General features: G+C 49.6%; 8 protein-coding genes. 7 read left to right on the top strand and 1 reads right to left on the bottom strand.

All coding sequences use genetic code 11. From position 1 onward, the window contains the following. The first annotated feature begins 25 nt into the window (after positions 1-25). From QNM19_RS10465 to QNM19_RS10455, 3 genes are all read left to right on the top strand, one after another. A complete protein-coding gene (locus QNM19_RS10465; protein WP_082225463.1) occupies positions 26-931 on the top strand; it encodes an SMP-30/gluconolactonase/LRE family protein in 906 nt (301 codons plus the stop codon). Between the two features lie 67 nt (positions 932-998). Beyond that, on the top strand, positions 999-1,580 hold the full coding sequence (locus tag QNM19_RS10460) for an ABC transporter ATP-binding protein (RefSeq protein ID WP_049865008.1): 582 nt from the start codon (positions 999-1,001) through the stop codon (positions 1,578-1,580). Between the two features lie 7 nt (positions 1,581-1,587). Continuing rightward, complete coding sequence (locus QNM19_RS10455; RefSeq protein WP_049865007.1) at positions 1,588-2,664, top strand: DUF6136 family protein; 1,077 nt, start codon at positions 1,588-1,590, stop codon at positions 2,662-2,664. A 61-nt stretch (positions 2,665-2,725) separates the two neighbouring features. Here QNM19_RS10455 and fadE read toward each other — a convergent pair whose 3' ends face one another. Beyond that, the gene (fadE, locus tag QNM19_RS10450) at positions 2,726-5,176 is read right to left on the bottom strand and encodes an acyl-CoA dehydrogenase FadE (protein WP_049865006.1); all 2,451 of its coding nucleotides are present in this window, start codon (positions 5,174-5,176) and stop codon (positions 2,726-2,728) included. A gap of 209 nt (positions 5,177-5,385) precedes the next feature. On the opposite strand from fadE, the gene QNM19_RS10445 reads away from it, so the two are divergent. The 4 genes from QNM19_RS10445 to QNM19_RS10430 all read left to right on the top strand — a co-directional run. Next, on the top strand, positions 5,386-5,676 hold the full coding sequence (locus tag QNM19_RS10445; protein WP_125563472.1) for a DUF6419 family natural product biosynthesis protein: 291 nt from the start codon (positions 5,386-5,388) through the stop codon (positions 5,674-5,676). A gap of 62 nt (positions 5,677-5,738) precedes the next feature. Then, positions 5,739-6,872: a 4-phosphoerythronate dehydrogenase gene (locus QNM19_RS10440; RefSeq protein WP_284026675.1), complete on the top strand. Its 1,134-nt coding sequence runs from the start codon at positions 5,739-5,741 to the stop codon at positions 6,870-6,872. Between the two features lies 1 nt (position 6,873). Next, entirely contained in the window at positions 6,874-7,890 is a 1,017-nt protein-coding gene (locus QNM19_RS10435) for an aspartate-semialdehyde dehydrogenase (RefSeq protein ID WP_049865004.1), read from the top strand. Positions 7,891-8,215: 325 nt separating this feature from the next. Then, positions 8,216-12,556, top strand: a 4,341-nt coding sequence (locus tag QNM19_RS10430; RefSeq protein WP_284026674.1) for a FimV/HubP family polar landmark protein, incomplete at its 3' end; no start/stop codon positions are given.

Genomic DNA, 12,556 nt, shown 5'->3' with positions numbered 1-12,556 from the left:
GACTTTTATATTTAGGGACAAAGCTATGCCAATAAGACATGTTTTTATCCTGGGTGCGACATTGAGCCTGCTTGCTGCCTGTGTTTCTTCTCAGTCAGGACCTGCGTTATATCAGTCACAGGACTGGGTTGCGGATGGGGTATTCACCGAGGGGGTAGAGGGTCCGGCAGTTAACCGCAATGGGGTACTATTTGCTGTTAATTTTGCGCAACAGGGCACTGTCGGCCAGGTGAGCGGACGCGACGAGGCGAATTTATACCTGACCTTACCAGAGGGGAGCACGGGCAATGGGATCCGCTTTGACGCCCGGGACAATATGTATATCGCTGACTACACGGGTCACAATGTCCTGAAAGTGGCCCCCGATAAGTCAGTTTCTGTGCTGGCGCATAATCCGAAAATGCACCAGCCCAATGATTTGGCGATCAGCGATAATGGCGTGCTCTTCGCCAGTGACCCGGATTGGCAAAATGGTCAGGGGCAACTCTGGCGCATCTCACCAGACGGACAGACTCAGTTGCTGCGTGCCAATATGGGCACCACAAACGGTATCGAAGTCAGTCCGGATAATCGTACTTTGTATGTCAATGAGAGTGTGCAGCGCCGGATCTGGGCTTTTTCGCTCGATGAACAGGGCATGATAGGTAAGCCTGAGCTGTTTTATGAGTTTGAGGATCATGGCCTGGACGGTATGCGCTGTGATGAAGCCGGTAACCTTTATGTTGCGCGCTATGGCGCTGGCGAAGTGGTGATACTCTCTGCGCAGGGCAAGTTGCTGCGCAAGGTTGCACTCAAGGGCCAGTATCCGACCAATATTGCTTTTGGTGGGAAAGATGGTAAGCAGGTCTTTGTGACGATGCAAAAGCGTGGCGCTATAGAAACTTTTATTTCTGAGTATGCTGGGCGCGCTTTTAACCGACATACTTTGTAACGACGAGCGCATATGCGGTGCCAGGGTGTTTTGTTAATATCGGAACAGGCAATGAACAAGGACCTGTATGATAGAAATAAAACACCTGACGAAAGTGTATCTGCACGACCCGGTTTTCTCTGACTATAGTACCGTATTGGCAGAGCAAAAGCTCTGCCTTGAAGCGCCAAACGGACTGGGGAAAAGCACCTTATTTAGGATCATTTCAGGTCTGGACGACGCCTTTCATGGCGAAGTACTATTTGACGGCCAACCCCAGCCAGCAGCCCAGAAAGTCGTGGCGCTTGCCAGCGAGTCCATTCCCTTTCCCGAGTTTTTGACTGCCAGGCAGTTACTGCAATTAACGGTAAAGAGCTGGGCATGTCCCTGGCCCGAACTGATGATAAACCAACTGGCCTTTACCCCGTTTCTGGATACCCGTTACGGCGCGTTATCATCCGGCAATCAGAAAAAGTGTCAGCTCATTAACGCCATGATGCGTAATACGCCTTATCTGGTGTTGGATGAGCCGAGTGCGGCATTGGATCAGGCCAGCCTGGATGTGTTGTTAGGCTGGCTGAAACATCATTCGGCACAAGTGATCATCAGCTGCCATGAACCTCAGCCCTTTATGGAAATTGGCTTTGTGACACAACCACTGTTTCGGTGAGGTACAAATGTTACATTATTATCAGTATCGTTATCGGGCATGTCGTGTTCAGCTGGCTGTGCTGATGAAGCAACTGCAACAGTTCTCGATGATGTTGATAACCTTATTTTTTATTTTTATTCCCCAGCTGATCATTGGGGTGTTTTATGGTTTGGGAAAGCTGGTCTCGTTTGATTCGCATCATCTTGCCATCAAAGTGGCATTTGGCTTTTTACTTCTACAGAGCTTGCTGTTGCAGGCACTTAAACCTGCAATCATGGATTCAGCACATCGCGCTTATCACAGCACATTGCTGCGCGGCCGGTTACATCAAATTGCAGCAGACTGGATACTCTTGCTGGGGTGTCATGTGCTCTTTGTTGCTGCGCTGATCCTGGCTATGAGTATTGGCTTTGACAAGCTCTGGCAGGCACCACAGCTGCCTGCATTTATGCTCTTACAGTGGTGTTTTGCATTAACTTTGCTTTACCGTCCTCAGGCTTTAGTGAGTTCCTTGCTGGTTGCCTTTACTGCCGTGTGGCTGGCGCCAAGTCTGCCAATTTATCTGGCTGTCATTGCACTATGGCTGGCATTGGACTGGTTCAGGCCTGAAATAAAGCTTGCTTTGCCGCAGCCCTCGCTGACCCCTGCTAGTTTTTGGTATTACGTCATCAAGACGTCTCCCTGGATGATTGTGTGGCGTGCCGGCGCATCACTGATCACATTGTGGGCAGGGTTGATCATGGCCAAAGAACGCCCTGATTTGCTGCATTACTATACGTTAGTGATCTTGCTGATTAATCAGTTGTGGTGGAGCAGTTTGTATCTGGATACCGATAAACACGTAACGGGGCGCAGGCAGTTCTGGCGCAGCCTTGATATGTATCCTCAACTTGTACGCAGCCAGTCATTATTGATTTACGGTTTGTGCTTTGCAAGCTGGCTCGGTGCTATTGTGTTGCTCAATGCTGAGCTGTTTAATTTGGCAGTGCTAGTGAGCACGCCACTGTTGGTATGGACTGTAACTTATCAACCTCGGCGATTAGCGGTCGTATGGGGATGCATCAGCGTGACACTGATGATGTTCAAAGTGCTATTTATTTAGCGCAGATAAAAGACCAGATACAAAAAAGGCCAGCATGGCTGGCCTTTAGGTTAGAGACAAGTTATGCGGCGTCCGCGTCTTTTGCAACCACCCTGGCTTTACCAGCCAGCAGATCAGCGGGGTCAAAGTCATCCACATTGATAACAGCGAGTCGCTTCGCTTCAACGGCGGCCAGTTTATCGGCTTCGTCGTTGTTAAGCGCGCCGCATTCACGACCCATTTCAGCCACTTTATCCAGACGCATAAATGGCAGCTTTTCCCCTTTGGCACGACATACTTTGTCGAACAGCGGTTCCACTTCCAGAATGTCTTTCAGTGTTTGCTCTTGTTTACCAATCAGGTTAAGCGGCTCATCACGCAGATAGATATGCGAGGCAAGACGGTCACGGGCTGCACTTGGTGTTTGCAGTAGCTGCGCCAGTTTGTGCTCCATCTGATCTGTTGGTTTACGAACCGGACGACCGAATGGGAATAAGACTAGTTTAAGCAGGCCACGTAATGCCATTGACGGCATGTTGTTGATCAGATCTGCCAGTGCACGCTGACACAGGTATAAATGTTCCTGACAGGCCCACTGAACATACGGTAAGTCTTCTTTGCGACGACCCTCGTCGTTATAACGTTTCAGCGTTGCAGAAACCAGATATAGGTAACTCAGTAAGTCGCCAAGACGCGCAGAAATACGCTCTTTACGTTTCAGAGACCCACCAAATACTGCCATGCAGATGTCGGACATGAGTGCCAGTGACGCACTGAAACGGGCGGCTGCACGATAGTAATCGGCTGTTTCATCGTTAAATGGTACTTTGCTGAAGCGACCACCCGTCAGTGCCAGCCATTTAGTGCGTACCAGATTAGAAATGGTGAAGCCTACATGGCCCATCAGGGCTTTATCAAAGCTGTTCAGGGCTTCCGCTTTATCTTTGATGGTACAGGCATTAAGCTCTGCCAAAACAAAAGGATGGCAGCGAATAGCACCCTGGCCGTAAATGATCATATTACGGGTCAGAATGTTTGCACCTTCTACTGTGATAGCAATGGGTGCACCCTGATAACCACGGCCCAGGTAGTTGTTTGGACCCAGGCAGATCCCTTTACCACCATGTACATCCATTGCATGCATGGTCGAGGTACGCATTTGTTCAGTCAGGTGATATTTCAAAATAGCAGAAATAACAGACGGTTTTTCACCTAAGTCGACTGCGCCGGTTGACATGCTCACGGCAGCATCACTGCTGTAGGCATAGCCACCGAGCTTAGCCAATGCTTCTTCAACCCCTTCCATTTTACCAATCGGCAGTTTGAACTGACGGCGAATACGGCTGTACGCACCACTGGCCAGCGCCAGAGACTTAATGCCACCTGTTGAATTAGATGGCAGAGTGATCACGCGACCCACTGACAAACACTCAACCAGCATACGCCAGCCCTGGCCGGCCATTTTCGGGCCACCAATGATAAAATCAAGAGGGACAAAGACGTCTTCGCCTTGCGTTGGACCATTTTGGAATGGCACGTTCAGCGGGAAGTGACGGCGGCCAATTTCAACACCCGGTGTATTAGTTGGGATCAACGCACAGGTAATACCAATTTCTTTCTTGTCACCCAGCAAACCATCCGGGTCGCGCATTTTGAACGCCAGGCCAAGCACGGTAGCCACTGGTGCAAGTGTGATGTAGCGCTTGTTCCAGGTCAGGCGAATACCTAAGGTTTCTTTACCTTCCCATTCGCCTTTACACACGATACCAAAATCCGGAATTGATGACGCATCAGAGCCTGCTTCCGGAGAGGTCAGTGCAAAACAAGGGATCTCATCACCTTTTGCCAGACGAGGCAGGTAATGTTCTTTCTGTTCTTGTGTACCATAGTGTTGTAGTAATTCGCCCGGACCTAATGAATTAGGCACGCCAACGATAGAAGACAGCAAAGTCGACTTACTGGTCAGTTTTTGCAATACGCAAGACTGTGCGTACGCTGAAAACTCCAGACCACCGTATTGCTTTTTGATGATCATGGCAAAGAACTTGTTGTCTTTCAGATATTGCCATACTTCTTGCGGTAAATCGGTTAGCTCATGTGTTGCTTCCCAGTCATTTAGCATCGCACAGACTTCTTCAACTGGGCCATCCATAAAGGCCTGCTCTTCTGCAGTAAGACGCGGAGCCTGATATTGGTGCAACTTATTCCAGTTAGGGTTACCACAGAATAGATCCGCTTCCCACCAGGTTGTACCAGCATCAATCGCCGATTTTTCTGTTTCTGACATGCTTGGCGTCACTTTTTTGAACGCCTTGAACAAAGGCGCAACAATATACTGTTGACGCACGTTTGTCATCGAAAGAGGAACGGCAATGGCTAAGAATATTAACCAGGCAAACGCGCCAAAGGCCCCGGCAAAGGTGCCGATCAGCAACGTCGCCGCAGCAACACCCAGACAGGTGTTCCAGCTCGCACGGTGGTAGCAGGCAGCGCTCACCAATGCGATTAAAGCGAGTGTAAATAATAGTGTCATGTTGTTATTCCTTGTAAGAGGTCTGACCACATTGGCTAGGCTAGCTTGTTGGACCAGTGATTTCAAGCCTAAATAGCATCTTATCTTTATTTTAGTTGCTATTTATTTGCCACGCGAGTTAGCCACCTTGGTGTTGTTTTTATGTAATGAGTTTGTAATTTTAAGGTTTTCTTCTATAGTTGAAGAGATGATTCTAGGAGGGAATAGTCATGCAATATGGAACATTGTGCGTCGCGTCTGCGACCTTTTTTTCGATGCTGCTTTCAGCACATCTTTACCAACCCGCTGTATTTCTTAATCTTGCCAGCTGCGTTTTGTGCGCTATGTATGGTTACCAGGGGGCCAGTATCATTGCCATGTTTTTAGCCTGGTGCAATGTACAGGCATTTTTAGTCAGCCCATGGATTAACCTGACCGAGCAACCCAGTATTAAAGTGTTGGTGATATTTTTACTTTGTGTGATGTTTGCGGCTATCAGTATTGGTGTCAGCAAACGTTAGCCTGTTGTCCGGGCGATGGCTGCGGTACAATAAGAGGTCCGTGTATCGTTTGGGAAGTATAAATGAAGATCCTTGCAGATCAGAATATGCCCCTGGTTGAAGAGTTTTTCTCTGATCTTGGGGTAGTAAAACGCTTTGATGGCCGCAGTCTGACTCCACACCAGCTGGCAGATGCTGATGTGTTGCTGACACGCTCTGTGACTCAGGTTAACAGCGCGCTGTTGGCAGAGGCTACACAACTCAAGTTTGTTGGCACTGCGACTATAGGTGTTGATCATATCGACAGGCCTTTGTTGGCGGAGCGTAATATTGGTTTCGCCAGTGCCCCTGGCTGCAATGCGGTTGCCGTTGCCGAGTATGTGATCAGTGCATTGTATGCCTACGCACAACACAAAGCGATTAATTTGCAAGGCAAAAAGCTGGGTATTGTCGGGGTGGGCAATATAGGTCAATGCTTACGTGAAAAGCTGGCTGCCAGCGGCATTGAGTTATTGCTGTGTGATCCGCTTCGTTATGAGACCGGTAGCTTAGACCAGCATATGCCACTTGATGACTTGTTGGCGCAGGCAGACATCGTTACTTTCCACGTGCCTTTGGTTAAAACAGGTGGGCATCAGACTCGTCATCTGCTCAATGCGCAGCGTATTGCAGCCCTGAAATCAGGCATGTTAGTCATCAATGCAAGCCGTGGCGATGTGATTGATAATCAGGCGTTGTTAAATGCGCTTGAAGCGGGGCAGGACATTGATCTGGTTCTGGATGTCTGGGAAAACGAGCCAGACATTCTGATGCCGCTGCTAGAACATACTTTGTTTGCCTCGGTACATATTGCGGGTCATACCTTAGAAGGCAAGGCACGCGGTACACAAATGTTATATCAGGCGCTGTGTAATCAGTTAGGAGTAGAGGCGAGTAAATCACTTGAGTCGTTTTTACCTATTCCGGCACTGACGTCTTGCTATGCAGAGCATACGCTGAGTGAACAGGAGCTCGGCAGACTGGTGCATCTGGTCTATGATATTCGTCGAGACGATGGTCTGATGCGCAGTAATATAGCCAGTCAGGGGTTTGATATGTTGCGCAAAAACTATCCACCTCGCCGCGAGTTCAATACCCTTACGGTACAAAACGCACCCCAATGTGGGCAGCAGTTACAGCAGCTTGGTTTTAAAGTAGTTAATTCGAATGAGGAATAATATGTCGCAGAAATACGATGTGGCGGTGCTCGGGGCAACCGGGCTGGTCGGTAAGCAAATTATTGAAACACTGGCAGAGCGAAAGTTTCCGGTTGGCAACCTGTATCCTTTGGCGAGCAGCCGCAGTGCGGGTGAGGAAATAGAGTTTAACGGCGAAACACTCACAGTGTTGGATGTGGCTGAGTTTGATTTTAGCCAGGCCCATATTGGTTTATTTTCTGCCGGTGGCAGCGTGTCTGAACAGTATGCTCCGATAGCAGCGGAAGCGGGCTGTGTTGTGATTGATAACACCTCACATTTTAGATACGACTATGACGTGCCGCTGGTGGTGCCTGAAGTAAATAGCGCCAGTCTGGCAGATTTTCGCAATCGCAACATCATCGCCAACCCAAACTGCTCGACGATTCAAATGATGGTGGCATTAAAACCGATTTACGATGCTTATGGTATAGACCGTATCAATGTGTCTACTTATCAGGCCGTATCGGGTGCAGGTAAAGAAGCGGTTGAGGAGCTGGCAAAGCAAACGGCTAACCTGATGAACGCCAGACCAGTAGAAAACGAGGTGTTTACTAAGCAAATCGCATTTAATGTGATCCCGCAAATTGATGCGTTTCAGGATAATGGCTACACCAAAGAAGAAATGAAAATGGTGTGGGAAACCCAAAAAATCCTGGGTGATAGCAGCGTCATGGTCAACCCTACGGCCGTTCGTGTGCCCGTTTTTTATGGCCATGCCGAAGCCATTCACCTGGAAACTCGTATGCCTTACGACCTGGAGCACATTAAGCAACTGTTAAATGATGCCCCGGGTATTGAACTGATTGAAGACGAACAGGATTACCCTACGCCGGTCAGTGACGCCAGCGGCAATGACACTGTCTATGTAGGTCGTCTGAGAGCGGATATTTCTCACCCGCATGGTTTAAACCTATGGGTTGTATCTGATAATACGCGCAAAGGTGCTGCAACGAACAGCGTACAAATCGCTGAAGAGTTGATTGCGCACTACTTATAATCTTTGTCTGGGTCTGTTTATTCTGGCAGACCCGCTTCGCCCCGGTTGTCCCTGAACGGCAGCAATTTGCCTCTTTTGATTTCTGTCCCGCCAAGTTGGTGTATTTCGACTATCCTTGAGGGTATTCAGGGGCTTAAACAATGCATGACTAACTCACCAAAAAGCATGATAAGAATGTTAATTTTCAATACTTTGGCGATGGATATTCGCTGTTATCTGGTTTATAGTTGGCAATTGGAACAGAGCTTGCACAAGCCCTATTAAGCACAATTCAGTAGTCGCGTTGCCGTCAGGGCAACGCAAGAAGAGTATACAAAGGAACAGCATGCGCGGTTTAGCCTTTATTTGTATCTTAGCAATGGCCCTTATTGCAGCGCCCGTTCACACTCAGGATGGGACCGTTCTTAAAGGTCCAAAAGGAGTGGATCTTGGTCTTCAGGGCCGATCGGTTGGCCCAATCAAGTCAACAGATACTTTGTGGCGTATCGCGCATAAAATCCGCCCGAGCGATTCGGTTTCAATCTACCAGGTCATGCAAGCTTTGTATGAGAAAAACCCCCAGGCTTTTCTCGACAACAACCTTAATCATATGCGCGACGGCGCTTACCTTAAAATTCCCACACTGGCCGAAATCCGCCGTGTTAATCCGCAATTGGCAAGACAAAAGTCAGATCAGGATGATGAACTATGGGAGCTGAAAAAAAGCGGCAAGCTTGACCAAGCCACCATAGATGCTGCCGACAAACGTGTCACGCAGGCGCGTAAGGTTGATGTAGAAGAAGCGCGTGAGGCGCTAACTAACGAGCTTAAATCGCTCAAGATGGAGCAAGATTCTCGGCTCCATGAACTGCAAACCCAGTTTAAAACCTCTGTACGTAGTGTTGAGGAAATTCTTGAAGAAAATAACGAGCTTGAGAGAAAACTGAATAATATTTCTGAAGAGCTCAAAAATGTACAGGATCAGCTCGGCAGAGACAGCGAAATTCAACAGCAGCTGAAAGCTGTGATTGACATGCAGAATGAGATAATTGCCCAGCAGCAAATGCAGGCACAGGCAGAAGCCGAATTCAGCATTGCAAAGTTATTCGCAAATCCGCTGGTGGTTGCTTTACTCGCGACCATTCCTGCTTTATTGATCATTGGTGCGGTTGTCATGCGCTTGCGCAAAGGCAAGGCTAAGCAAGTGGAGGAAGACGATGAGTTCTTACCTCAATCACCTGCTCCAGCTGCAGCTGCCGCCGCAGCAACGGCAGCGGTTGACCCGCTCGATTTGGATATGCCGCAAGACAGTGCTGAAGACGCCTTAAACGAAGGTGTGCAGCTAGATGATGATATTCTGCCTGATGACGAAATTGTTTTTGACAGCCTCGAAGATGATGCGTTTGAAGAGGGTAATGACACGCTCGAACAGGATGAGCTGGATAGTTTACTCAATGACGACATTGTGTTTGACGATGAGTCGGATGTTAATAATGAAGAAGCCGGTGCTGATGACCTCGACGATTTCTTGCAACAGAATTTCGATGAAGCTGATGACAGCCTGGGTGATGAAATTACGCTGGATGTTGACGCAGAAGCTACGCAGGATGACAACGACATACTCAGTGCTGATGATATTGACGATCTGTTCAATGAAGTCGGGGATGAAGCCGATGATGATACGCTGGATGTCAGCGATGATGCCCTTGCAGCATTGAGTGAGGAGTTAGCTGAAGAAAGTCTCGAAGAAGGTGATAGTTCAGATACAGCGACCGACGAGGACTTTGATCTTGATGACATTGACAGTCTGATTGACGAAGTCGGGGAGTCGCCCCCAAAGTCCCCAGCGGCTGAGGGAGCAGCAACAGACGATGGTATTCTGAGTGCCGACGACATCGATGATTTACTCGATGGTGCGCTGGATGATGAACCGGATATTGCAGAAGACGACTTCGATGTTGATGACATAGATAGCCTAATAGACGAAGCCGCTGATACAGCTACCGAAGGCGACTTGCAGGCCGAAGTGCCAGATGACATCGACAGCTTGTTAGAAGAAGCCTCAGCGACAGCCGTTGAAGATGAGTTACTGGTCCAAGAACCGGATGACATTGACAGCTTACTTGAAGAAGCCGCAGATTCGGTTGTCGAAGACGATGTGTTGGTCCAAGAACCGGATGACATCGACAGCTTATTAGAAGACGCCGCGGATATAGCCGTCGAAGACAATGTGCTGACTGAAGAGCTAGATGATATTGATAGCTTATTAGAAGAAGCGCCTGATACAGCCTCAGAAGACGACCTACTGGTAGAAGAGCCGGATGACCTGGATGGTTTGCTGGAAGAAGCGCCTGATGCAGCCCCAGAAGATGACCTGCTGACGGAAGAGCCGGACGACCTGGACGGTTTGTTAGAAGAAGCGCATGAGGTAGCTTCGGAAGATGACCTACTGACAGAAGAGCTGGACGACCTGGATGGTTTGCTGGAAGAAGCGCCTGATACAGAGCCAGAAGACGACCTACTGGTAGAAGAGCCGGATGACCTGGATGGTTTGCTGGAAGAAGCGTCTGAGACAGCCCCAGAAGATGACCTGCTGACGGAAGAGCCGGACGATCTGGATGGTTTGTTAGAAGAAGCGCCTGAGACAGCGCCGGAAGATGACCTACTGGTTGAAGAACCCGATGACCTGCTGACGGAAGAGCCGGATGACCTGGATGGTTTGTTAGAAGAAGCGCCTGAGATAGCGCCGGAAGACGAGTTACTGGCAGAAGAGCCGGATGACCTGGATGGTTTGCTGGAAGAAGCGCCTGAAGCAGCACCGGAAGACGAGTTACTTGCAGAAGAACCGGAAGATCTGGATGGTTTGTTAGAAGAAGCGCCTGAGATAGCGCCGGAAGATGACCTGCTGACGGAAGAGCCGGACGATCTGGATGGTTTGTTAGAAGAAGAGCCAGAGGTAGCTTCGGAAGACGACCTACTGGCAGAAGAACCGGACGACCTGGACGGTTTGTTAGAAGAAGAGCCTGACGCAGCGCCGGAAGATGACCTACTGGCAGAAGAACCGGATGACCTGGACGGTTTGTTAGAAGAAGAGTCAGAGGTAGCTTCGGAAGATGACCTGGATGGTTTGTTAGAAGAAGAGCCTGAGGCAGCTTCGGAAGACGAGCTACTGGCAGAAGAGCCGGATGACCTGGATGGTTTGTTAGAAGAAGAGCCAGAGGTAGCTTCGGAAGACGAACTACTGGCAGAAGAGCCGGATGACCTGGACGGTTTGTTAGAAGAAGAGTCAGAGGTAGCTTCGGAAGGCGAGCTACTGGCAGAAGAGCCGGATAACCTGGATGGTTTGTTAGAAGAAGAGCCTGACGCAGTGCCGGAAGATGAATTGCTGGCAGAAGAACCGGACGACCTGGACGGTTTGTTAGAAGAAGAGCCTGACGCAGCGCCGGAAGACGAACTACTGGCAGAAGAACCGGATGACCTGGATGGTTTGTTAGAAGAAGAGCCAGAGGTAGCTTCGGAAGACGAACTACTGGCAGAAGAACCGGACGACCTGGACGGTTTGTTAGAAGAAGAGCCTGAGTTTAGTTCATCGACTGGTGCAGGCCACTTGGACGGTATGCTTGAAGAGGAAGAAGATCTTCAGTCATTGCACGATAAGGCCGAGGGCTCTGTTGAACTAGAGCTGGAGGTCACTGAGCCAGTTGCAGAGTTGGATGAGCCAGCATTAGCCGAAACAGAAGATGAGTTACTCGATGAGTTTGCCGAGGAGCTGGTTCACCCATCAGAAGAAGCTGAAACGCAGGCGCCGCCTCAGTTACAAAATGTCGATGAGCTACTTGAAGCGCTCGAGGCTGAAACGGATGACTTTGACACCGCACTGGACAACGACGTTGAGATTGACCTTGGTGATGATCCGCTCGCCGATGAAGACATAGATCTGTCTGAAGATGAAGAGCTTGCAGAACTTGACCCTGTAACGCCCAGTGAAGAGCTGAGCAGTTATCCTGAATTGCAGATGGACGAATTAGAGGAGGATGTGCTCTCCCTGGATGATGATCCTGAGTCGGCAATCAGCGAAACGGAAAGAGCGCTGGCGCAAAGCCTGGAGCAAGATGAAGCCGCTGGTTTGCTGGGTGATGGACTGGATGAAGAGGGTGACGATTTACTGGATTTCGGTGGTGACTTTGATGATCTGGATGGGCCTGATTTTGAAATAGAGCTCGAAGGGGATACTGAGCAGAGCGCAGAGCCAGTCGCAGAGAGTGTAGAGGAAGAAACCTCCCTGGACGACGATTTAACGGATGAGGCGTTGGCAGACGAAGACTTCCCGGCATTTGAAGAAGACGACGCCCTTGAAGCGATGGAAGCAGAGCCAGCTGCGGCAGAAGAGATCGAAGCACAAGAAGAGTTGCTCGCGGATGACGCGCTGGTAGACGAAGACTTTCCGGCGTTCGAAGAAGACGATGCGCTAGAAGCGATGGAGGCGGAGCCGGCAGTCGCGGAGCCAGAGGCTGAAGAGATATCTTCAGAAAACGCCGAGACACCAGAAGAGTTGCTCGCGGATGACGCGCTGGCGGATGAAGACTTCCCCGCGTTCAAAGAAGACGATGCGCTAGAAGCGATGGAGGCGGAGCCGGCAGTCGCGGAGCCAGAGGCTGAAGCGGTATCTTCAGAAGACGCCGAGACG

Origin of the sequence: Pseudoalteromonas ardens (assembly GCF_030125445.1) — a bacterium.
Lineage (GTDB): Bacteria > Pseudomonadota > Gammaproteobacteria > Enterobacterales > Alteromonadaceae > Pseudoalteromonas > Pseudoalteromonas ardens.
Note: the sequence above shows the minus strand (reverse complement) of the source record. Positions and strands in the feature narration are given on the sequence as shown.